General features: G+C 57.5%; 20 protein-coding genes. 7 read left to right on the plus strand and 13 right to left on the minus strand.

Translation table 11 applies throughout. The features are described 5' to 3' along the window. Positions 1–58: 58 nt before the first annotated feature. The 4 genes from lldD to DSD31_RS00820 all read right to left on the minus strand — a co-directional run bounded on the left by lldD (position 59) and on the right by DSD31_RS00820 (position 4,373). Positions 59–1,243: an FMN-dependent L-lactate dehydrogenase LldD gene (gene lldD / locus DSD31_RS00805; protein WP_004868899.1), complete on the minus strand. Its 1,185-nt coding sequence runs from the start codon at positions 1,241–1,243 to the stop codon at positions 59–61. Further along, complete coding sequence (gene lldR, locus DSD31_RS00810) at positions 1,243–2,016, minus strand: transcriptional regulator LldR (RefSeq protein ID WP_064356578.1); 774 nt, start codon at positions 2,014–2,016, stop codon at positions 1,243–1,245. The genes lldD and lldR overlap by 1 nt, the downstream gene beginning before the upstream one ends. Beyond that, positions 2,013–3,668 (minus strand): L-lactate permease, encoded by a 1,656-nt coding sequence (gene lldP / locus DSD31_RS00815; RefSeq protein WP_004868894.1) that lies wholly within the window; start codon positions 3,666–3,668, stop codon positions 2,013–2,015. The genes lldR and lldP overlap by 4 nt, the downstream gene beginning before the upstream one ends. A 342-nt stretch (positions 3,669–4,010) precedes the next feature. Next, positions 4,011–4,373 (minus strand): YibL family ribosome-associated protein, encoded by a 363-nt coding sequence (locus DSD31_RS00820; protein WP_004868892.1) that lies wholly within the window; start codon positions 4,371–4,373, stop codon positions 4,011–4,013. Between the two features lie 275 nt (positions 4,374–4,648). On the opposite strand from DSD31_RS00820, the gene DSD31_RS00825 reads away from it, so the two are divergent. Continuing rightward, positions 4,649–4,873: a hypothetical protein gene (locus DSD31_RS00825; protein ID WP_044346788.1), complete on the plus strand. Its 225-nt coding sequence runs from the start codon at positions 4,649–4,651 to the stop codon at positions 4,871–4,873. Here the strand turns inward: DSD31_RS00825 and mtlR are convergent. From mtlR to DSD31_RS00840, 3 genes are all read right to left on the minus strand, one after another. Beyond that, on the minus strand, positions 4,862–5,461 hold the full coding sequence (mtlR, locus tag DSD31_RS00830) for a mannitol operon repressor MtlR (RefSeq protein WP_015585526.1): 600 nt from the start codon (positions 5,459–5,461) through the stop codon (positions 4,862–4,864). The two genes, DSD31_RS00825 and mtlR, sit on opposite strands and share 12 nt — an antisense overlap. After that, positions 5,458–6,606: a mannitol-1-phosphate 5-dehydrogenase gene (mtlD, locus tag DSD31_RS00835; protein ID WP_004868885.1), complete on the minus strand. Its 1,149-nt coding sequence runs from the start codon at positions 6,604–6,606 to the stop codon at positions 5,458–5,460. The genes mtlR and mtlD overlap by 4 nt, the downstream gene beginning before the upstream one ends. A gap of 122 nt (positions 6,607–6,728) precedes the next feature. Further along, complete coding sequence (locus DSD31_RS00840; protein WP_004868884.1) at positions 6,729–8,648, minus strand: PTS mannitol transporter subunit IICBA; 1,920 nt, start codon at positions 8,646–8,648, stop codon at positions 6,729–6,731. A 664-nt stretch (positions 8,649–9,312) separates the two neighbouring features. Here DSD31_RS00840 and DSD31_RS00845 point away from each other — a divergent pair. From DSD31_RS00845 to selB, 5 genes are all read left to right on the plus strand, one after another. Then, a complete protein-coding gene (locus DSD31_RS00845) occupies positions 9,313–9,669 on the plus strand; it encodes a DUF3302 domain-containing protein (RefSeq protein WP_004868882.1) in 357 nt (118 codons plus the stop codon). A 2-nt stretch (positions 9,670–9,671) separates the two neighbouring features. After that, positions 9,672–10,808, plus strand: a complete 1,137-nt coding sequence (locus DSD31_RS00850; RefSeq protein WP_004868880.1) for an HlyD family secretion protein — start codon at positions 9,672–9,674, stop codon at positions 10,806–10,808. Between the two features lie 381 nt (positions 10,809–11,189). Beyond that, positions 11,190–11,798, plus strand: coding sequence for a glutathione S-transferase (locus DSD31_RS00860; protein WP_015585527.1), 609 nt, complete (start codon positions 11,190–11,192; stop codon positions 11,796–11,798). 106 nt (positions 11,799–11,904) lie between these two features. Then, the gene (selA, locus tag DSD31_RS00865; RefSeq protein ID WP_004868874.1) at positions 11,905–13,293 is read left to right on the plus strand and encodes an L-seryl-tRNA(Sec) selenium transferase; all 1,389 of its coding nucleotides are present in this window, start codon (positions 11,905–11,907) and stop codon (positions 13,291–13,293) included. Next, a complete protein-coding gene (selB, locus tag DSD31_RS00870) occupies positions 13,290–15,131 on the plus strand; it encodes a selenocysteine-specific translation elongation factor (protein ID WP_048022813.1) in 1,842 nt (613 codons plus the stop codon). Before selA ends, selB begins: the two co-directional genes overlap by 4 nt. A 126-nt stretch (positions 15,132–15,257) precedes the next feature. Here selB and DSD31_RS00875 read toward each other — a convergent pair whose 3' ends face one another. Together DSD31_RS00875 and DSD31_RS00880 are read right to left on the minus strand one after the other, a co-directional pair. After that, positions 15,258–17,219, minus strand: coding sequence for a glycoside hydrolase family 127 protein (locus tag DSD31_RS00875; RefSeq protein ID WP_113990782.1), 1,962 nt, complete (start codon positions 17,217–17,219; stop codon positions 15,258–15,260). A 10-nt stretch (positions 17,220–17,229) separates the two neighbouring features. After that, positions 17,230–18,630, minus strand: a complete 1,401-nt coding sequence (locus tag DSD31_RS00880; RefSeq protein ID WP_004868866.1) for an MFS transporter — start codon at positions 18,628–18,630, stop codon at positions 17,230–17,232. A 252-nt stretch (positions 18,631–18,882) separates the two neighbouring features. Between DSD31_RS00880 and DSD31_RS00885 the strand changes: the two genes are divergently transcribed. Beyond that, positions 18,883–19,698, plus strand: a complete 816-nt coding sequence (locus tag DSD31_RS00885) for a helix-turn-helix domain-containing protein (RefSeq protein WP_004868865.1) — start codon at positions 18,883–18,885, stop codon at positions 19,696–19,698. Between the two features lie 42 nt (positions 19,699–19,740). Here DSD31_RS00885 and araD read toward each other — a convergent pair whose 3' ends face one another. From araD to DSD31_RS00905, 4 genes are read right to left on the minus strand one after another with little or no spacing between them, the layout of a single operon-like run. Beyond that, positions 19,741–20,439: an L-ribulose-5-phosphate 4-epimerase gene (gene araD, locus DSD31_RS00890; RefSeq protein ID WP_004868864.1), complete on the minus strand. Its 699-nt coding sequence runs from the start codon at positions 20,437–20,439 to the stop codon at positions 19,741–19,743. Then, the gene (locus tag DSD31_RS00895; protein ID WP_004868862.1) at positions 20,433–21,293 is read right to left on the minus strand and encodes an L-ribulose-5-phosphate 3-epimerase; all 861 of its coding nucleotides are present in this window, start codon (positions 21,291–21,293) and stop codon (positions 20,433–20,435) included. Before DSD31_RS00895 ends, araD begins: the two co-directional genes overlap by 7 nt. Then, the gene (gene ulaD / locus DSD31_RS00900) at positions 21,286–21,948 is read right to left on the minus strand and encodes a 3-keto-L-gulonate-6-phosphate decarboxylase UlaD (RefSeq protein WP_071359838.1); all 663 of its coding nucleotides are present in this window, start codon (positions 21,946–21,948) and stop codon (positions 21,286–21,288) included. Before ulaD ends, DSD31_RS00895 begins: the two co-directional genes overlap by 8 nt. After that, a complete protein-coding gene (locus DSD31_RS00905; RefSeq protein ID WP_004868856.1) occupies positions 21,945–23,450 on the minus strand; it encodes an FGGY-family carbohydrate kinase in 1,506 nt (501 codons plus the stop codon). Before DSD31_RS00905 ends, ulaD begins: the two co-directional genes overlap by 4 nt. Positions 23,451–23,465 lie beyond the last annotated feature (15 nt).

The following is a 23,465-nucleotide window of genomic DNA, read 5'->3' on the forward strand; positions in this document are numbered from 1 at the left end:
CAGAATAGCAGATATTTGCCCGGCCCTCATCCCTGTGGGTGAGCGCCGGGCGGGGGGATTATGCAGCGTTACCCTGCTTAATCGCATTGAAGGTTTGCAGCGCGTCGGCGTTCTGAACCAGAGAGTCGCGGCTGATTTCACCAATGGTTTTGGTTCCGGTCAGGGTCATCGCCACCTTCATCTCTTTCTCGATCAGATTCAGCAGGTTGGCTACGCCCTGCTTACCGTGGGTAGCCAGCGCGTACAGATAGGCGCGGCCCAGCAGCACGCTATCGGCGCCCAGCGCGATCATGCGCACCACATCGAGACCGTTACGAATACCACTGTCGGCGAGGATGGTGATATCGCCTTTTACCGCATCGGCGATGGCCGGCAGCGCACGGGCTGAGGAGAGAACGCCGTCGAGCTGGCGGCCGCCGTGGTTGGAGACCACGATCCCGTCGGCGCCGAAGCGCACCGCATCCCGCGCATCCTGCGGATCGAGGATCCCCTTGATCACCATCGGGCCGTCCCAGAATTCGCGGATCCACTCAAGGTCTTTCCAGGAAATGGACGGATCGAAGTTGTTGGCCAGCCAGCCAATGTAGTCCTCAAGTCCGGTCGGCTTACCCAGATAGGCGGAAATATTGCCGAGGTCATGCGGGCGGCCGTTTAAGCCAACGTCCCATGCCCACTGCGGGTGGGTCATCGCCTGCCAGTAGCGGCGCATCGCCGCATTCGGGCCGCTCATGCCGGAATGGGCATCGCGATAGCGGGCGCCCGGCGTCGGCATATCAACGGTAAAGACCAGAGTTGAACAGCCCGCAGCCTTGGCGCGCTCCAGCGCATTGCGCATAAAGCCGCGATCGCGCAGGACATACAGCTGGAACCACATCGGGCGCTTGATGGTCGGAGCGACCTCTTCAATCGGGCACACGGAAACGGTGGAGAGGGTAAACGGAATGCCTTTATCATCCGCGGCGCCTGCCGCCTGTACTTCACCGCGGCGAGCGTACATCCCGCATAGCCCGACCGGTGCCAGCGCCACCGGCATGGAGAGCTTTTCTTTGAACAGCGTCGTCTCCAGGCTCAGATCCGACATATTCTTCAGCACCCGCTGGCGGAGCGCCACATCAGACAGGTCTTCAACGTTGCGGCGCAGCGTGTGCTCGGCATAGGCGCCGCCGTCGATATAGTGGAACAGGAACGGTGGCAGGATTCGCTGTGCGGCTGCGCGATAGTCGCTGGCGGCTGAAATAATCATCACGGGTTCTCCCTGGCATTTTCATTGTGGTCACCGGGCAGGCGGGTAATTCGCGCCTGGCGGGCCTGGTCTTCATCAAAGTGTTTAATCGTGGCGTGGACAAAGCCTAAATGCGCCATCATCGCCTGACGCGCGCCTTCGGCGTCACCGGCGAAAATGGCTTCCATCACGGCCTGGTGCTGCTCAGTCAGACGGGCGAATACCGGCGGGACAAGGTACATCCGCTGGCGGCTCTGTTTGACCGAGGATTGCAGGAGATCGAAAAAGCCGCGCATGGTTTGTAGCAGCACCACATTGTGCGAGGCTTCGGCAATCGCCAGATGAAAGCGAACGTCAGCCTGCGAGGCCAGGTCCGGGTCTTCGCTCTGGGTCGCTTCAAAGCACAGGCGAATGCGCTCTTTTTCGGCGTCGGTGGCGCGTATCGCCGCATGCCAGGCCGTGCTGGCTTCGATGGCGTGGCGGGCTTCCAGAATATCAAAGCTGTAATCGGGATCGTCGGCAAGCAGCGTTTTTAGCGGCTGAACGATATTCTGTTCCGACCACGCTTCGTGCTGCCAGCGCACGAAAGTCCCGCCGCCGCGGCGGCTGACCAGCAGGCCTTCGTTCACCAGCATCGCCAGCGCTTCGCGCAGCGAGTTGCGCGATACGCCAAGCAGGGCGGCCAGCTGGCGCTCGGCGGGCAGTCGCATGCCCGCCTCCAGCTTCTGTTCTTCAATCAGCGCCCGCACACGACGGGCTACATCGTCTGCAAGGCGCCGGGGCATCACTATCATGGGATCATCCAGGTTAAGACATAGGCCTGTAGCGTGGTAATAACGCCAACCATGCAGGTAAAGATCAGGCTGTGTTTTACGGTAAAGCGGAACAGGTCCGACTCTTTCCCCACCAGGCCTACCGCCGCACAGGCGATGGCAATGGACTGCGGCGAAATCATTTTGCCGGTGACGCCGCCGGTGGTGTTGGCCGCGACCAGCAGAATATCGGAGACGCCGATCTGCTGTGCCGCGGTTGCCTGCAGCGCGGCGAACAGCGCGTTAGACGAAGTGTCTGAACCGGTCAGGAACACCCCCAGCCAGCCGAGGAACGGCGAGAAGAAGGTAAACGCGTGGCCGGTGTGCGCCAGCGCGAGGGCCAGCGTCGACGATAGCCCGGAATAGTTTGAGATAAAGGCGAACGCCAGCACCATGCCGATGGAGTAAATCGGCAGAGCCAGTTCTTTTAACGTGCTGCCAAAGGTGACCAGCGCATCTTTTGGCTTCATACGCAGCCAGACGATGGAAAGTATAGCCGCAAACAGGATGGCGGTGCCGGTGGCAGACAGCCAGTCGAACTTATACACCGCAGCGTAAGGGGTGGCTGCGCTGACAACCGGCGGCATGCGGGCCACCATTTTATCGAGGAATGGCACGGAGATATTGATGACGAAGTCATACATCGCCCCGCCGGGAGCAAACAGGGCCTTAAACGGCGGGATGCTCCACAAAGTCACGGTGGCGGTCAGGAACAGGAACGGCGACCAGGCGCGGACGACCTGCCCGGCGCTGTAATGGGTGCGCGCCAGCGTTTGATCGACCTGGGCGGCGCCCATATCGCCGAAGCGGAAGATACGGACCGGCTGCCAGCGTTTGAGGAACAGGGTCAGGCAAACCAGCGACACCAGAGAGGAGATGATGTCCGGCAGTTCCGGGCCAAGGAAGTTAGAGCTGAGGTACTGCGCGATGGCGAACGAGCCACCGGCGACCATGACCGCCGGCCAGGTCTCTTTGATACCGCGCCAGCCGTCCATAATCGCCATAATCCAGAACAGGACGATGATGGTCAGGAACGGCAGTTGACGACCGACCATCTGGCCGATGGCAAAGCTGTCGATACCGGTGACCTGGCCGGCGACCAGAATCGGAATGCCCATCGCACCAAAGGCCACCGGCGCGGTGTTGACAATCAGACACAGCCCCGCCGCATACAGCGGGTTAAAGCCCAGGCCGACCAGCAGCGCGGCGGTAATCGCCACCGGAGCGCCAAAGCCGGCCGCACCTTCGAGGAAAGCCCCGAAGGAGAAGCCGACAATCAGCATCTGCAGGCGCTGGTCAGGGGTAATCGAGAGAATCGACGAGCGAATAATGTCGAACTGTCCGGTCTTGACCGAAATTTTATAGACGAAAACCGCGGCGATAATAATCCATGCGATGGGCCACAGGCCGTAAAAGAAGCCGTAGACCACGGAAGTCAGCGCGCGGTCAACGGGCATCTTATAGAACAGCAGCGCGACCGACAGCGCAATGGCTACGGTCCATGTCGCCGCCAGGTACCCTTTGAGCTTGAGCTTTATCAGGGCAAAAAAGAAAAACAGAATCGGTAACGAGGCGATAAGACTTGAGAGCCAGATATTACCGGCCGGATCGTAATTTTGTTGCCAGAGGTTCATGCAGGTCTCCATCGGGCCGCAAAGATGTGGTGCTGAGTCTGCGCTCCTTGCAGATCACATCTTTTGTAAAACTGGCCCAGCCAAAATTGAGTTGTAGGGTTAACGACAACGAATAGTTAACCAAATGTTATTGGCAGGCAATATATCTGTGACTAAAAATGATGGATATGTGAACCGTTGAGTGGTTTAAGAAATAATTGGTAGGGCCAATAGGACAGGGAGAAAGATCATGGATGTGAATGACAGGTGAATCAGCGCCTGTCCGGCCAGCGACTGGCAGCGAATGTGTTTCCGTAGCCCCGGTCAGCGCAGCGCCACCGGGGAGGCCTCGGGACTAAAAGATTAGAACTCGGTTTTAGCGAAGCCGGTCATTTCTTTGAGGTTCATCTCGCGACCGAGGGCGGTCATCGGATGAACAATCACCAGTCCGCGAACGCTTTTCTTCAGCTTGCCCATATCGGCCTGCTCTTTTTTCGTAATCGCGCGGCGATGCGGCAGGCTCATCAGCTTCTGCGCTTCTTTGCTCAGTTTCTGGCCCTGAACTTCGCGCAGGCGAATAATTTCGGCTTCGAGGGTCGTTTTTTCTTTTTCCAGCTCGGCGTATTTGTCCGCAGCTTCCACCAGAGACAGGTCTGCCTGCTGGTGGCGGATGGCGTCGAGGCGGTCGCTCAAACGCTTGATTTCATTCTTTTCGACTTCTTTCATGATGACTTAATCTATTAATAAAGGGATTTCGACAACATATAGTATGTGCTGTGACTTCTGTTGTGGGTAGTCATTTATCCACAATCCGGCGTTTTTTCCGCGGAAGTCTCAGAGGTAATGATTTCTAATTATATGAATGTTAATAATATTATGACTAAGAGTGGCCTGTTTTTCATCTCTGTGAAGTCTGTCGTCTATACCGCACGTTTTCCTCAACCCTGACCTCGCTTTTCGCTAATCCTTTACAGGATGATCCCTGAAAACTGGAGGGCGAGATGGCAAAAATCGGTGACGGCGTACCGCGTATTATCGACAAGACAGTTGATTTTATGGCTTCAAGCCAGGCTTTTATGGAGTATCTGAAAAAATCCCCGCGTTTGCAGCACGTGCCGCGGGAAATTCCGCAGAACAAAGAGGCGCTGTATCTGAGTCGTCTGGAGTATTACAGGCAGCTTTACCGGCCGGCTTGTGACCAGGTGGAATCCGGGTCAGAGCGTTGATTTCTGAAAGGCTTTTTTCAAGCTGATTCGGGAAATCAGCTCGGTCAGAGACAGCATCATTGTTGAACGTACAACCTGCTGGTAGCGCAGCTTCTGCATTGCCAGCAGTTCTTCGTCGCTGTCATCAAACAGCGGCGTCGGCGGCAGGGCGGTCACACAATGCAGTTCGCCAAAAGGCCCAAGAATCTCATCATCGGTAAAACTGTACTCATTTCCGTCGTGATTCAACTCTTCACGCAGGGCCATCAGCAGCTCGGCGTCTTCGTATTCGGCGCGGCTAATCACCCCAAGGCCGTAAATCAGCTTCAGGCGTACAGAAAGGTCCCCCAGCGGCCCATCGCCATCCAGCAATGGCTCCACTGCGTATTTCACCGCGTAGTCGTCTTTACGGAACACCTGAAGCACCAGAATATTGACCGCTTCCGTGAGTAGCTCGACGGTGGCGATCAGGAAGCTTCGTACGGTTTTGCCAGCATTCAGACGCTCAAGCACGCGGTTTTCAAATGCCTGTGTTTCTTCCATTATTGCCTGCATATCTGACAGGAGTAGTAATGGGCGCGGTTCGTACCGCGCCAGGTCTTGCCTCATTTGGTGGCGTTGTAGTCGTTAACGGCCTCGGTCACCACGGCACTTGCTGCATCCAGACCAGAAATCTGTGCCAGCGCAGCCTGGGGGCCCTTCTCGTTAATCAAGGCTGCCAGCTCCTGCGCCTGCGGGTCTTCTTCGCTGCGGAAGTGCATTGCCGCAGCGATCCCTTTGACCAGATTGACGTGCGGCAGAGCATATTCCAGCGTACCAAGCAGCGGCTTAATCAGACGATCGCCCGCGCTCAGTTTACGCAGCGGCTGACGACCTACGCGCTCAACGTCATCTTTCAGGTACGGATTCTCGAAACGGCCGAGGATTTTCTGGATGTAGGCGGCGTGCTTCTGTGCATCAAAGCCGTAGCGCTTGATCAGTACCGCGCCGCTCTCTTCCATCGCCCCTTTCACCACGGCGCGAATGTTCTCATCGAGAATCGCGTCGCGGATCGTCTGGTGCCCGGCCAGTTTTCCGAGGTAGGCGGTTATAGCATGTCCGGTGTTTAAGGTGAATAGCTTACGTTCGACAAATGCCATCAGGTTGTCGGTTAATTCCATGCCAGGGATCGCCGGCAAAGTGCCTTTAAACTGAGTTTTATCGACGATCCACTCGCTGAAGGTTTCCACGGTCACTTCCAGCGGGTCATGCGTCGCAGAGGCGGACGGGGGAACAATACGGTCAACGGCGGAATCGACAAAGCCGACGTTGGCCTCTACCCAGGCTTTGTCTTCTTCCGCCAGAGCGTTAAACACGTGGCCTTTAAGCTGTGTGGTTCCGCGCACCATGTTTTCACAGGCAATGATGTTTAGCGGGGCGGTGATTCCCTGCGCTTTACGCTTCGCCAGCCCCTGCGCTATAGCCGGCGCAATGCGCTCCAGCACAACCGGGCCGACGGCGGTGGTGATCAGGTCAACGCGGGCAATCAGGTCAATCACTTCATCGCCGATGCTGCTGACGGCATTGACGCCGGAAACGGTATCGACCTGCTCGTTTTCGCCGACGACGTGAACCTGATAGCTATGACGGGCATTCAGGGCGTCAAGTACCACCTGATTCACATCGGCGAATGTTAACGCGATCCCCGCGTCAGCCAGCAATTTGCCGATGAAGCCACGTCCGATATTACCTGCGCCAAAATGTAATGCATTCATAGTATTAACCTTCATTAATGTTTTTACCTGAGAGGGTTCGGGTGAGGCTTGCCCCTCACCCGAACCCTCTCTCTCCAGTCAGAGAGAGAGGGTGATTCGTCTCCCGGCGTGGCCGGGACCGTTTACGCTTTGGTGCCTTTCAGCAGCGCCAGCACTTCTTCAACGCTGGTGGTGCGGGTCAGGCGCTCAATCACCGACTCATCATCCAGCGCGTTAGTCAGGCTGGTAATCACGTGAATGTGCTCGTTATTGCGTGCCGCGATACCGATAACCAGACGGGCTACGTCATCTTCGTCTTCGCCAAAGCGAACCCCTTCCGGATACTGGCAGAACACTACGCCGGTCTTCAGGACGCGATCTTTAGCTTCAATCGTGCCGTGTGGTACCGCGATGGACTCGCCCAGATAGGTGGAGGTCAGTTTTTCACGATCCAGCATCGCCTGGACATATTCAGGCTCAACGTAGCCGCCTTTCACCAGCTGCTCGCCCGCGAAGCGGATCGCCTCTTCTTTGGTCGCCGCTTTGCGACCGAGGAAGATATTCTCTGCGCCAAGCTTAAACAGATTTGTGTCGGCGGCCTCGAAGCTGTCTTTCAGACTGCCGCGGACTTTCTCTTCGTTGTCAGTATGGCGCTGCGCCGCAACCAGACGCTCGGTCAGGCTGGTGTACAGGCCGCTGTCGAGGAAGTTGGTCAGCGAAATGTGCTGGGCCTGCGGCACCTGGCGCATCGCCCGCTCGGTCAGATCGCGGTGGGTAATCACCAGGTCGACATCCGGCGGCAGGTTGTTAATGGCGCAGTTGGTGACGGAGATATTGCCCAGCCCCGCATCCTGCACTTTTTTACGCAGCACCCCGGCACCCATGGCGCTGGAACCCATGCCGGCATCGCAGGCCACGATGATTTTGCGCACGTGGCTCAGATCGTTAGCCACGGCACCTGCAGACAGCGGAGTAGCCGCGCCTTTGGATTCAGCTTTCATATCCTGCATGCGACGGGTCGCAGCATCGATATCATCTTCTTCTTTCACTTTGCTGGTTTTCAGCAGAATGGCGGAGACCACAAAGGAGACGGCCATTGCGGCAATAATGGCCGCGATGTTAGCGAAGTACGCCCCTTTCGGCGTCATCGCCAGCACCGCAAGGATAGAACCTGGGGAAGCAGGAGAAACCAGACCGCCGTTGAGGATAGTCAGGGTGAACACGCCGGTCATACCGCCGAGAATAACGGCAAGGATCAGACGCGGGTTCATCAGTACGTACGGGAAGTAGATTTCGTGGATACCGCCCAGGAAGTGGATGATTGCCGCACCGCCTGCAGACTGCTTCGCGTTACCGCGACCAAAGAACATGTATGCCAGCAGTACGCCCATCCCCGGGCCCGGGTTGGCTTCAATCAGGAAGAAGATTGATTTGCCCAGCTCATGAGACTGCTGAATACCCAGCGGCGAGAAGATGCCGTGGTTGATAGCATTGTTCAGGAACAGGATTTTCGCCGGTTCAACGAAGATAGATGCCAGCGGCAGCATGTCATGGACAACCATGAAGTTAACGCCCGCCGCCAGAATTTTGGACAGGACTTCAACCGCCGGGCCAATGCCGAGGAATGCCAGAATGGCGAGGATCATCCCGATAATACCGGCGGAGAAGTTGTTCACCAGCATTTCGAAACCGGACTTAATCTTACCGTCTACCCAGCTATCAAAATGTTTAATCGCCCAGCCGCCCAGTGGACCTGCGATCATGGCGCCGAGGAACATCGGCATGTCCGCGCCGACGATGACGCCCATGGTGGTAATGGCACCGACGACGCCGCCACGCTCACCGCCAATTAACTTACCGCCGGTATAGCCGATAAGCAGCGGCAGCAGGTAGGTGATCATCGGGCCGACTAACTTCGCCAGCGTCTCATTCGGTAACCACCCTGTCGGTATGAATAATGCGGTGATGATACCCCACGCGATAAACGCGCCGATGTTTGGCATCACCATATTGCTGAGGAAACGACCAAAGCTTTGCACCTTGATCTTGATATCGGATGACATAAAACACCCCTTCTTCTGTTTTGCTTATCGCGTAGGCTAAAAGCCCGAGGCTTGTTGTGAATATGGCGGCAGAGGTCGCCGGACCCTGATTGATAAAGCGAATCTGGCACTGAATCGTTAAACTGTCCAGTCGGTGGGTTTTAGTGTGATTCTGATCACATGAATATAGGTATCTGGCAGGTATTTGTAGTGACGTGCATCACAAAATGGGTGTGCAAAAAAAAGACAATGGGTCAAAATTCGCCTGATTAGGCTAATTAATGTGAATTACATCACATAATATTGTTTTCAGTTTGTCTCGATATTGTGACTTTGTTCACAAAAAATAATTCGCTGAATTTTGCGGATGTGATCGCCGGCAAACTCTGCTCGCTCGCACTGTGGCCGGCGTCGGTAAACAGGCTGCAGAATGAAAAAACATCATCGGCGTACCGTATGGAAAAAAGTCAGAATGTGGCTTAAGCTCAACATGTAAAGATAAGTCTATAGTTCTTCAGGATATATTTTGTCACGCTTAAAAACTTGCAAGGAGAATAACTAAAAACAATACTCCCCGGCCTTAAATTATAAGTGCATTTTCCTTTTACTTAAATTTCATTAATTAATTTGGTTGCTTACCATTTTATATCATTGATGAGCTGACGTCGTGTTTAGTGAGGCACATATGTTTCTCAACTATTTTGCGCTGGGTGTATTGATCTTCGTTTTTCTGGTTCTCTTTTATGGAATTATCGCGATTCATGATATTCCCTATTTAATGGCTAAAAAACGTAATCATCCCCACGCTGATGCCATCCATACCGCCGGGTGGGTGAGCCTGTTTACGCTGCATGTTATCTGGCCATTCCTGTGGATCTGGGCCACTCTCTACCAGCCTGAGCGCGGATGGGGAATGAAATCTCATCTTCCTCCATCTGAACGCGATCCCGATATCGATCGGCTTTCACAACGTGTTGCCGAGCTGGAAAAAAGACTGGGTGCGGTGCCATCATCCGCAGATAAAGAGACCCCGGAGCGCTAATCATGGATCTGTTAATTGTATTGACCTATGTGGCGATTGCATGGGCGGTTTTTAAGATATTTCGCATTCCGGTTAACCAGTGGACTCTCGCCACGGCGGCATTAGGCGGTATATTTCTCGTCAGCGCCCTTATTTTATTAATGAACTATAACCATCCTTATACATTTACTGCACAAAAGGCGGTTATTTCGATTCCCATTACGCCACAGGTGACCGGTATCGTCAGTACCGTGACGGATAAAACGAATCAACGTGTTAATAAGGGTGATGTCCTGTTTACGATTGATCCCGTGCGCTATCAGGCCCGGGTAGATAGACTGCAGGCCGATCTGGTGACCGCGCTGCACAGCATCAACACTCTGAAGGCGCAGCTTTCAGAAGCGCAGGCAAACACGGTGCGTGTTTCCGCCGAGCGCGATCGGCTCTACAAAGACTACCAACGCTACCTGAAAGGCAGCCAGGCGCGGGTCAACCCGTTCTCAGAAAGCGATATCGATAATGCCCGGCAAAACTATCTGGCGCAGGATGCGTTAGTAAAAGCATCGGTTGCCGAGCAGGCACAGATTCAGAGTCAACTGGACAGCATGGTGGGCGGTGAGCAGTCGCAGGTTGTCAGTCTGCGCGCGCAGTTGGCGGAGGCGAAATATAACCTCGACCAGACCGTTATTCGCGCGCCAAGCAACGGCTATGTTACCCAGGTGCTGATCCGTCCCGGCACCTATGCGGCAGCGCTGCCGCTGCGCCCGGTGATGGTCTTTATCCCGGAACAAAAACGGCAGATTGTTGCTCAGTTCCGCCAAAACTCGCTGCTGCGACTGAAGCCAGGCGATGATGCCGAAGTGGTCTTTAACGCGCTGCCGGGCCAGGTATTCCATGGCAAGCTGACCAATATTCTTCCGGTGGTCCCGGGTGGATCTTACCAGGCTCAAGGGGCATTACAGTCGCTGACGGTCTTACCGGGAACCGATGGCGTACTGGCGACAATTGAGCTGGATCCCAACGCGGATGTCGACTCGCTGCCGGACGGTATTTATGCTCAGGTGGCGGTCTATTCCGACCACTTCAGCCATGTATCGGTCATGAGAAAGGTCCTGCTGCGCATGACCAGCTGGATGCACTACCTCTACCTGGATCATTAATTGCGATGAAGGCAGGCTGACGTTAAGTCTGACCTGCCTTTTGCCTGCGCCTGAACCATACTTATACCCGTCATACTTCAAGTTGCATGGTCGTTGGCAATACTCGGCCCATCCCTGGGCCTTGCCCTACGGGCGCTGCGAACAGCGTTCAAATTCGTTCCTGACGAATTTGTCCTCGTTCACCCCAGTCACTTACTTGAGTAAGTGACTGGGGATTCTCTGCGTCGCCGCGTTACTCGGCCTTCGGCCTCGCCCCTGTGGGGGCAGCGTAAACGCTGTTCAACAACGTCGAAAGCGTTGTGGTCCTGCAACTCGAACTATTTTGGCTATAGAGCCTGTCCCATCAGGCTTCTACTTTTTTGTTGGCGAAAGGAGCAGGTAATGAAACTGATCGGCAGCTACACCAGTCCCTTTGTGCGTAAAATCTCCGTCATTCTGCTGGAGAAAAACCTCCCCTTCGAATTCGTCAATGAATTTCCCTACCAGGACGTGAACGGCGTCGGGAAATACAATCCCTTGGGTAAGGTGCCGGTGCTGGTCACGGACGGCGGCGAATGCTGGTATGACTCCCCCATTATCGCGCAATACCTTGATCAGCTCGGCGCTGCGCCGGCAATGGTGCCAGCGGACCCGAAAGCGGCGTTGAAAATGCGTCAGCTGGAGGCGCTGGCCGACGGCGTAATGGAGGCGGCGCAGGCGCTGGTGCGCGAAAAGAGCCGTCCGGCTGCGCAGCAGTCAGAAAGCGAGCTGCTGCGCCAGCGGGAGAAAGTGACCCGGGGACTCGATGCGCTGGAAGCCTATGTCGCCGATGGCAGTCTGCGTATCGACGAGGTCAATCTGGCCACGATTTCAGCGGCGTGCGCGATTGCCTATCTCAACTTTCGGCGGGTTGCGCCCGGCTGGTGTGCGACGCGGCCTCAGCTGATTAAGCTGGTCGATGCGCTTTTCCAGCGCGCCAGTTTTGCCCGTACCGAACCGCCAAGGACTTGACCCAGGCAGGTAACAGTTTCCTCCCGGAGACGTTACAATCACCGCTGATTTGTTGACTCCCTCTCCCGTCGGGAGGGGGGTAAATAACTTACCGCCAGGTCCATTCATGACTACCGATATTCGTGCGCTTTACACCCGGCTGCCGGCCACCGACCGTTTGCTTCGCGATCCCGCTTTTTCTGCTGTGCTGGCCCGCTATGGCCATGCTCAGGTGGTGGCGCTGCTGCGCCAGATGCTGGAGGAGGCGCGGGAATACATTCGTCAGCAGCAGGCGCTGCCGGCCTGGTGCGATGACTGGCCGCAGGAAACCGGGCGACGGCTGGCGCAAACGCTGCAAAGCGCGCTGCGCCCGGTGTTCAATCTCACCGGCACGGTGCTGCATACCAACCTGGGGCGCGCAATTCAGGCAGAAGCGGCGGTTGACGCAGTTGCACAGGCGATGCGTGCGCCGGTCACGCTGGAGTACAGCCTGGATGATGCCGGGCGCGGCCACCGCGATCGGGCGCTGGCGGAGCTGCTGTGCCGCATAACCGGCGCGGAAGATGCCTGCATCGTCAACAATAACGCTGCGGCGGTGCTGCTGATGCTGGCGGCCACCGCCGGCGGTAAAGAAGTGGTGCTCTCGCGCGGCGAGCTGGTGGAGATCGGCGGTGCATTCCGTATTCCCGATGTGATGCGCCAGGCGGGTTGTATCCTGCATGAAGTCGGCACCACCAACCGCACCCATGCGAAAGATTATCGTCAGGCCGTGAATGAGAATACCGGGCTGTTGATGAAGGTCCATACCAGCAATTACAGCATCGAGGGCTTCACGACGGCCGTCGATGAGGCCGGACTGGCGGCGATTGGCCGCGAAACGGGGATTCCGGTGGTGGCTGATTTGGGCAGTGGTTCGCTGGTTGACCTGAGCCAGTATGGTCTGCCGAAAGAGCCGATGCCGCAGGAGATGATCGCGGCGGGAGTCAGTCTGGTGAGCTTCTCCGGCGATAAGCTGCTGGGTGGTCCGCAGGCGGGGATTATCGTTGGTGAGAAGGCGATGATTGCCCGTCTGCAGCAGCACCCGCTTAAGCGCGCGCTGCGAGCGGATAAAATGACCCTTGCCGCGCTGGAAGCCACTCTGCGGCTCTATCTGCATCCGGAAACGCTGGCCGATCGGCTGCCCACCCTGCGCCTGCTGACCCGCACGGCGGAGGCGATTCAGGCGCAGGCGTTGCGCCTGCAGCCGTTGCTGGCCGCGCACTACACGCAGTTTGAGGTGCGGGTGGAGCCATGTCAGTCGCAAATTGGCAGCGGTTCGCTACCGGTAGACCGTCTGCCTGGGGCGGCGCTGACCTTTACGCCGCGCGATGGTCGTGGCAGTCAGCTGGAGGCGCTGGCGGCCCGTTGGCGCGGGCTGACGATCCCGGTTATCGGACGGATTTACGATGGGCGTCTGTGGCTGGACTTGCGCTGTCTTGAAGATGAACCCCGGTTTATGGAGATGTTATTACAATGATTATTGCCACCGCCGGACATGTTGACCACGGTAAAACAACGCTGCTGCAGGCGATTACCGGCGTTAATGCTGACCGCCTGCCGGAAGAGAAATCACGCGGGATGACGATCGATCTGGGGTACGCCTACTGGCCGCAGCCCGACGGTCGCGTGCTGGGGTTTATCGATGTGCCTGGCCACGAAAAGTTTTTGTCTAACATGCTGGCGGGCGTGGGTGGCATTGACCACGCGCTGCTGGTGGTGGCCTGCGATGATGGCGTGATGGCGCAGACCCGCGAGCATCTGGCCATCCTGCAGCTGACGGGAAAGCCGTCGCTGACCGTCGCGCTGACCAAAGCGGACCGCGTCGAGGCGCAGCGCGTTGAAGAGGTGCGTGGCGACGTGACGGCGGTGCTGGCAGAATTTGGTTTTACCGACGCCACGTTGTTTGCCACCGCGGCCACTGAAAACCAGGGGATCGCCGAACTGCGCGAGCATTTACTGCAGCTGTCCGCCCGTGCGCACCCGCAGCACCAGCGTTTTCGCCTGGCGATCGACCGGGCCTTTACGGTTAAAGGTGCCGGGCTGGTGGTGACCGGAACGGCGCTGTCGGGCGAGGTCAATGTGGGTGATACGCTGTGGCTGACCGGGGTCGATAAACCGATGCGCGTGCGCGGTCTGCACGCCCAGAACCAGGCCGTCGGGCAGGCCTGGGCAGGCCAGCGTATCGCCCTGAATATTGTTGGCGATGCGCAAAAAGAGGCGCTGAATCGCGGCGACTGGCTGCTCTCGGTGCGGCCGCCGGAGGCTTCTGAACGGGTGATCGTTGAGTTGCAGTGCCACACGCCGTTGACGCAATGGCAATCTTTGCATATCCATCATGCCGCCAGCCATATTACCGGACGCGTATCGCTGCTGGAGGGGGATCTCGCCGAACTGGTACTCGATACTCCGCTGTGGCTGGCAGATAACGACCGCCTGGTGCTGCGCGATATCTCCGCTCGCGTTACCCTGGCGGGTGCCCGCGTGGTGACGCTAAATCCGCCGCGGCGCGGCAAGCGTAAGCCTGAATATTTACAATGGCTGGCGGCGTTAGCCGCGTCGCAGGGGGATGATGCTCAGGCGCTGGATATTCATCTGCAACGCGATGCCGTCCGTCTCGATGATTTTGCCTGGGCGCGCCAGCTCAGCGATGAAGGCCTGAACGTGTTGATTAACCGCCCGGATTACCTGCAGGCGGGCAACAGTCTGCTCAGCGCCCCGCTGGCGGCGCGCTGGCAGACAAAACTCCTTGATGCGCTGGCGCGCTATCACGATCAGCATCGCGACGAGCCTGGACCGGGCCGCGAACGTCTGCGGCGTATTGCGCTGCCGATGGAGGACGAAGCGCTGGTACTGCTGCTGATTGAGCAGATGCGCGCCAGCGGGACTATCGATAGCCATCACGGATGGTTACATCTGCCGGAACACAAAGCGGGCTTTACCGAAGAACAGCAGAGCATCTGGCTGCGGGTTGCCGACCTGTTTGCCGACGAGCCCTGGTGGGTACGTGACCTGGCGAAAGAGGCGGGCGTTGAAGAGGCGCTGATGCGCGCGGTGCTGCGTCAGGCGGCGCAGCAGGGGATGATTACCGCGATCGTCAAAGATCGTTATTACCGCAACGATCGGATCGTGGCCTTTGCCAGAATGATCCGCGAACTGGATCTGGCTCGTGGATCCACCTGTGCGGCCGATTTCCGCGATACCCTGAACGTCGGGCGCAAGCTGGCGATTCAGATTCTTGAATATTTCGACCGGATTGGCTTTACCCGCCGACGTGGCAACGACCATATCCTGCGTGATAAGGCACTGTTCCTGTAGCCAGGGAAATCCCGGAGGCGGTGCTTGACCCGCCTGTCCGGGCTACCAGACCGACCCGGTAGCCCGCTCAGTGCAGCGCTACCGGGAAATCTGAATCCGCCAGTGGTTCAGCGACAACCTTCGCGCTTATTCCTCTGCTTCTTTTACCCAAATGCGCATCTCGCCTTCGCCACGGTTGGCCCAGCTAAACCACGGAATAAAGGTCAGGGTCTGCGGCTGGCGGGTTGTCGGCGCACGATCATAATGCCATAGCGCCTGCTGGCCGGCGTCTTCCGCTGTCTGCTTATAACCTGGCGCCTGCAGGATCACCTTGTGGGTAAAAATCCCTTTCCCTTCAAAGGCGCTGAACCCGGCGTTGCGCGGCAGCTGCAGGTTATGCAATTGCTCGCCGTTATCCGCCTGCTCCAGGCAGTACACTAGCGGACCGCGCTGGACAGCGACCTGGCCGGCCTGATGACGCACCAGCGGATTACCGTAAAGGCGGCGCACCGGCATCGGCAGCGTTAACAGAAGCGTGTCGCCTTCCTGCCAGCGATGGCTAATATGCAGATACCCCTTGCGTACATCCTGGGCCACTGGCTTGCCGTTGAGCGTCACCTGCGGGTTATCGCACCAGTCCGGCAGGCGCAGCGCCAGGGTGTGATTGATCGGCGTCGGTGAGTCGACAGCTATCTTCACCTGCTCCTGCCACGGATAGTTACCGCTGATCCGCAGGCGCAGGGTTTCATCACCCACCGGGATCTCCGCGCTGTTACCCACGTACAGGTTGATGTACAGCGCATCCTGATGCGGCGTGTAGATATAGTGCCCCAGCGAGGTCAGTACGCGGGCTATGTTTGGCGGGCAGCAGGCGCAGCCAAACCAGCGTTGACGCACCGGCTTCACGTGGTCATAGATATGGTTGAATTTTAACGATGTCGGGTGCACTTCCAGCGGGTTAACGTAAAAGAAGTGTTTACCATCCAGCGCCATCCCGCCCAGCACGGTGTTATACAGCGCACGCTCCATCACATCGGCATACTGGCTGTCGGCTTCCATCTCCAGCATCCGACGGGCAAACATCATCAGTCCGATAGACGCGCAGCTTTCCGCGTAGACCGTGTCGTTTGGTAGGTCATAGTCGCTGCTGAAGGCTTCGCCGCTGCTCTGCGAACCAATGCCGCCGGTAATATACAGCTGGCGCTGAGCCATATTGTTCCACAGGCGCAGGCAGTCCTGACGTTTGCCCTCGTCCTGACTTAAGCGGGCGAGATGGGCGACGCCGGTCATCAGGTAGACAAAACGTACCGCATGGCCGATGGCGACAGGCTGTTCGGAAATCGGCTGGTGCGCCTGGCTGTAGGGCTTATCCATCACCATCCAGGCCGGGCCGTAGGTATTCCAGTAGGAGGTTTTGCCACGCTTTTCATATTCGATATCGTAAAAGTGCGGCTGCGTGCCGCGCTCTTCAACGAAATAGTTCACCAGCGCCAGATAACGCGGCTCCTGGGTAATGTCGTACAGGCGCATTAACGCCAGCTCGATCTCCGGGTGGCCAGGGTAGCCGTGCAGCTGGTTGTCGCCGGGGCCGAACACGTTGTCGATATGATCGGCAAGACGGCAGACGACCTCCAGAAGGCGGCGTTTGCCGGTGGCCTGGAAGAAGGCGACGCCCGCTTCAATCATGTGGCCCGCGCAGTACAGCTCATGACATTCTGCAAGGTTAGTCCAGCGTTCCGCCGGGGCTTTGACCGTGAAGTAGGTGTTCAGGTAGCCATCTTCGCACTGGGCGGCCGCCACCAGTTCAATCACCTCGTCAGCGGTTTTTTCCAGTTCGGCGTCCGGCTTCTGACATAGCGACCAGGCAACGGCTTCCAGCCATTTAGCCACGTCGCTGTCCTGAAAGACCATGCCGTAAAATTCTCCTTCCTGCTGCCCTGCGGCAATCCGGAAGTTTTCGATTGCATGGCTCGGATCCGCCTCGGCAATACGGTCGTTCAGCGCATCCCATTGATACGGGATCACCACATCGCGCACCAGCTGCTGGTACTGGCCGAGGAACGGGTCGTTGATTTTCAGTTTGTGCAGATCGACTTCCATAACAGACATAACGGACTCCTTAAGACTGGACGTGACGCGTGCGCAGGTCGCTGGCAATGCGCGCCATCATAGGATTATTAAGCTTGCAGGCGCGAATGGTGAAGGCCAGCAGCAGGTGGAACAGGGCCGGCAACAGGGTCTCCATGCTGGAGATGCCGGCCAGCGATGATGCGGTTTGGTTTTCCGCGCCCGGCTGATAGGCCACATAGATAAACACCAGGCTGATAATGCCGGCGCTGGAGGCCCATGCCAGCTTGATGAAGAACAGGTTAAAGGCGAAGTTCATGCCGGAAGAGCGCACGCCGGTTTTCCATTCACCGTAATCGTCGGAGAAGGCCATCAGCGAGAAGTGCAGCGGCAGGGTGAAGCCGAGAATGATGCCGTTACTGAGGATCACCACCAGCCATAAGGTCTGGTAGGCCGGGCCGGTCGGTAAAAACCACATCGCGAAGGCGATCGCGGCTAACACCAGGTTGGTGTAGTAATAGAGTTTGACGGTATCAAAGCGGCGCGACAGCAGGTTGATAATCACCGAGCCGCCAATCGAGGCGAAGGTCACCATGGTGAAGAACAGCGAGGTATAGCCGGTCGAGCCGCCCAACACGTAGGTGATGAAGTACATGTAGCCGCCGCCGCGGATATTAAAGACGTTGATCAGCAGGAACGACATCACCAGCATCAGCAGCAGCTGGTCATTCTGGCGCAGTCCGGCGATATGTTCGCGCAGGGTGAATTTCCCCATCATGTCCAACGAGACGCGTTCGCGAACCCAGAAGAAGCAGCACAGGAACATCACCACCGCAATGGCGCAGAGTACGCCGACGCCATACTGATAGCCCTGTGCGGTGTTGCCCTGACCGAGCGCCTTCACCAGCCACGGCAGCCCAACGGATACCAGGAATCCTGCCACGCCGCACAAGACAAAACGCCACGCCTGACACGAGATCACTTCGCTGTGGCGCGTGGTCATAGTGTTAATCAGCGCGCAGTAGGGCACGTTAATCGCGGTATAGCTCACCGACAGCAGCAGATACGTGCCGAAAGCCCAGGCGATTTTTACGCCCATACCGGCATCCGGCACGGTAAAGGTCAGTACGCCGATAATGCCGATGGGCAACGCTATCCATAGCTGCCACGGGCGAAAGCGTCCCCAGCGGCTTTGGGTGCGGTCGGCCAGCACGCCCATTATCGGGTCGGAGATGGCGTCAAACACGCGCAGCGCCAGGAATAGCGTCCCGACCAGCGCCGGCGTCAGTCCAAACACGTCGGTATAGAAGAAAGTTAAAAAGTTCATGATCAGGCAGGTAATGACCGTCCCGCCCGCATCGCCCAGGCCGTAACCGATTTTTTCACGGAGCGTGAGGGAATCGTCCTGAGTGCGTTGTGCTAAATCACTTGTGGTAATCGGAGCCGAAGTCATAAATAACTCCCGGAGATGATGTGCGGAATAATATCCCGCTGAAGTGCGGGCTTTTATTTGTCATTTGCAAAGTACGTTATTTATTCTGCACTAAATACCTGGGCTAACAAGGGAAGGGAAAAGTATAAAAAGGTGACGATTCCGACTTCATGATAAAAGTGTGATTGCGATCCTGAATCATGCTGTTTTATCGTGAATAATCAAAGGTAAAGCGAATATCTGGTGATGCAAATAGCGGGGATTTTCATATCTATGCTTGAATTATCCATGTCTTTACCGATTAAAGTCCAAAATGGCGGGTTATTTATTTCTCGCGGTATTGGTAGCCATCCGGCACGACAGCTTCGTTCCTGGGAAATTATCTTCGTTGAAAAAGGGACATTAACGATTCGCGAAGATAACGAGGTATTTAGCGTGAATGCCGGGGAAAGTTTGCTGCTGTGGCCAGAGCGCTTGCATGTCGGGGTAGGGCAATTTCCGGCGGATTTAAAATTCTACTGGCTGCATTTCGAAGTGGTAGCAGACGAGGCCGCCTCGCCGCCCGAAGCGCTGCTGGCGGTGCCCCAGCACACGCGGGTGAGTGAGCCGCAATATATTATCTCCCTGTTCAGGCAATTCTTGCACGAACAGGAAAATATTCATCGTAGCGTCGCGCTGGAGCTGATCCTGCTGCTGATTTTGCAGAAGATTGCGGCGGCGGCCAGCGAACAGCCTGCCGATAGTCCCGGCACCGCGCTGGCCTGGAAAGCGCAGCAAATCATCCTCACCCGGTTTCATCTGCCCATTTCTGCCTCCACGCTGGCGAAGGAGCTGCACTGCAACGCGGACTACCTCGGGCGCGTCTATCGCCATGCTTTCAGGCTGACGCTAACCGAAGCGCTGCATCGCCAGCGGGTGAGGGCGGCGGAAAAGCTGCTGATCAGCGATTCGCTGTCATTGACCGACGTGGCGTCGAAATGCGGGTTTAATGATGTGGGCTATTTCCGCAAAATTTTCCGCAAGCACACCGGTCTGACCCCGGCGGCATGGAAGCGTCGCTACTGTAAGGAGCACGTGAATTCGGCGTAGGAACGGCCTCCTCCGGGCGGAGAAGGCGCGGTGGTAGGGTGGTCAGTTTTGCCCGTAATAGGCATTGGCGCCGTGTTTACGCAAATAGTGTTTATCGAGCAGTTCAGACTGCATATCAGGCAGTTGCGGGGCCAGCTGGCGCGAGAACAGCCCCATGTAAGCGCACTCCTCCAGCACCACCGCGTTATGCACGGCATCGGCGGCATCTTTGCCCCAGGCAAACGGGCCGTGTGAGTGGACGAGGACCGCCGGAATTTGCGCCGGATCCAGCCCGCGCTCTTCAAAGGTTTTAATGATCACTTCGCCGGTCTGATATTCGTATTCGCCGTTAATTTCGTCCACGGTCATCAGACGGGTACAGGGAATGGCGCCGTAGAAATAGTCGGCATGGGTGGTGCCCCATGCCGGCAGGTCAATGCCCGCCTGCGACCAGATCGTCGCGTGGCGGGAATGGGTGTGCACGATCCCGCCGATCTGCGGATAGCGGCGATAGAGCGCCAGATGGGTCGGGGTATCGGACGACGGTTTTTTGCTGCCTTCAACGACCTTGCCGCTGGCTAACTCCACCACCACCATATCGTCGGCGGTCATTACCGTATATTCGACACCGGAAGGTTTGATGACCATCAGCGTGCGCGTGTCATCGACCGCGCTGACGTTGCCCCAGGTAAACGTCACCAGCTGGTGGGCCGGCAGCGCCAGGTTGGCAGCCAGGACCTCGGCTTTGAGTTGTTCTAACATGTAAATCCTCCTTCCTGCATCCGCGATTCAATCCAGCGACGTGCCTGGATAATTTCCAGCACCGGTTCGCTGGCTTTCTCCGTCCACATTTCAATCAGAAACGATCCGCGATAGTTCAGTTCGTGCAGGGTTTTGAAAATGCCAACAAAATCGACACAACCTTCGCCAAACGGCACGTCACGAAACTGTCCGGGACTGTGCGCGGTGACCGGCTGGGTATCTTTCAGGTGGATGGCGGCGATGCGATCGATACCCAGTTTGAGTTCGGCGGCCACGTCGTTGCCCCAGGCGCTGAGGTTGCCGACGTCCGGATAAACGGTGAACCATGGGGAAGAGAGCATCTCATCCCACGCTTTCCACTTGCTGATGGAGTTCATAAAGGCGGTATCCATGATCTCCACCGCCAGCATCACCTGCGCAGCTGCGGCCTGTTCCACCGCCCACGCCAGCCCTTCGGCAAAGCGCTGGCGGGTGCCTTCATCGTGCTCCTCGTAGTAGACGTCATAGCCCGCCAGTTGAATGGTGCGGATGCCCAGATCGCGCGCCAGACGGATGGCTTTGGTCATGATCTCCCGCGCCCGCTGGCGGATGGACTCATCGCGGCTGCCAAAGGGGAAGCGGCGGTGGGCGGAGAGGCACATCGACGGAATGGCTACTCCGGTCTCCAGCATGGCGGTCACCAGCGAGGCGCGCTGAGCGGGGCTCCAGTCGAGGCGTGACAGGCGTTCGTCAGTCTCATCTACCGACATTTCGACAAAATCAAACCCGCAGCTTTTTGCCAGCACCAGCCGCTCCGGCCAGCTGAGATCTTTGGCCAGCGCTTTCTCATAGATACCTAACGGATGATTACGCATGCTGTTCTCCCCAGATGGCGTCAATCTGTGCGTGGAATTCGGCGGCAACCTGTGCCGGGTGGGCGGCGCCTGATAATGCACGTCCGGCAATAAACGCTTTAACGTTAATATCACGGAACAGCGCCAGGTCAGCGGGGGTGATCCCGCCGGTAATCGACAGTTCGAGGCCAATATCCGACAGCGCCTTCATGCGCGTCAGATCGGCGTCACCCCACTGTTGCCCGCTGGCCTGGGCGTCGCGTCCGCGGTGGTAGATCGCCTGACGAACCCCGGTGCGATACCAGCCACGGGCATCCTCCAGCGTCCAGTTGCCGAACAGCTCCATCTGAATTTCTCCGCCGCAGGCCTGCGCCACGGCGTGGCCTTTCTCTACCGTGGCGAGCGGGGCGGCGCAGATGATAGTCATCCAGTTGGCGCCGGCGTTAAACGCCTGCTGTGCGAGGGTTTCGCCGGCATCGGCCACCTTCCAGTCGGCGACGATAATTTTGTCCGGACACTGGGCGCGCAGGGCGGTCACCGCGCGCAGCCCTTCGGCAAGGCACAGGATCGTGCCGGCTTCGACGATATCGACGTGGTCCTGTAACAGGGCGACATCGTGCTGTGCCGCCTGAAGATGGGTATGGTCGAGCGCCAGTTGCAGTAATGGACGGCTCATAGTGCGTGCTCCTTAATGCGGGCGTGATAGCCCTGCAGTGCCTGAATCAAATGTTGGTATTGCTGGTATTTGTGCTGGTAACGCGCGTGCGCGGCCATATCGGGCTGCAGCGTGCGTACCGGATGTTGTAAATCGTGCTGGGCGTCTTGGAAGGTGCGGTAGACGCCGGTCCCGACGCGGGCGGCAAGCGCCGCGCCGAAGCACCCGGTCTCCTCGACCTGCGGCAATTCGATGCACAGACCGCTGACGTCGGCCAGCATCTGCATCCAGACGTCAGAGTGCGCCGGGCCGCCGGTGACGCGCAGGGCGTGAACATCGGTAAAGCGTTCACGCATGCGGTTCAGGTGGGTCATATGGCTGAAGACCACTCCTTCGTAGACCGCCTGCAGCAGATGGGCGCGGGTGTGCAGCGCCTGCAGGCCGTAAAACCCGCAGGTCATCTCCAGCCCGGCGTTGCTGCCATAGAGAAACGGCAGGAAAAAGAGCTGGCCGTCGGCTTTCGGCAGCCCGGCGACGGCCCGGTTGATCTCATCGAAAGAGAGGTCGCCCCATTGGGCCGTGAACCATTCAAGATTGCCGGAAGAGGTTGGGCTGGCTTCATGAACGATGTACTGCCCGTCATTGACGTAGCGACCGTAGACGTAAGGGTGGGCCTCGTGATTGCGCAGGCCGTGGGTTATTCCACTGGTCACCGCCCAGGTCCCCATTACCGCATTGAGGGTAAACTCATCTTCGATACCCGCGCAGAGTGCGGTGGAAACCACATCAAACAGACCGCCGACGACGGGAGTTCCCGCCGCCAGACCGGTGATAGCGGCTGCCTGAGCGGTGATTTCCCCGCATATTTCTGCTGAACCGACGATGGGCGGTAAGGCGTTATCGATTTCACTGATGCCCAGCCAGCGGGTCAGCTGTGGGTCGTACTGGCCGGTTGCCATGTTGTAGAGGTTGGACTCGGAGATGTTGCTCTCCTCGCAGCCTTTAACGCCGGTTAAGCACCAGCGCAGGTAGTCGTGGCCCATCATGACGCTGCCGATTTGCGCGTAACGCTGAGGTTCATGCTCTTTTACCCAGCGCAGCAGCGAGGCCGGATGCCCGGTCCACAACGTCTGGCGGGTAACCGGATACAGCTGCTCAGGGATGCCGTCCTGCTGCCAGCGCTGGACGATATCCAGCGCCCGGCGATCGGAGGAGAGCATGGCATTGCCCAGTGGCCGATCCTGTTTATCCAGGAGAAACAGCCCCTTGCCCTGCGCCGAAATACCGATCCCGGTAATCTGTTCGCCCACGACGCCGGTGCGTTGTAGTAGCCCGGCAATGGTCGCCACGCACTGTTGCCAGAGCTGGTGCATGTCGCGTTCGGCATAGCCCGGCAGGGGCGACGCCGTCTGCAGCGATTGCCGATGAATGCCATGCTCATGACCTTTGGCGTCATATAAACCGGCTTTCAGATAGGTACCACCGCAGTCGATACCGAGCCAGAAGGTCTTTTTCTCACTCATCTTTGCATTCTCTTT

This window comes from Klebsiella sp. X13, from assembly GCF_003323835.1.
Lineage (GTDB): Bacteria > Pseudomonadota > Gammaproteobacteria > Enterobacterales > Enterobacteriaceae > Klebsiella > Klebsiella ornithinolytica.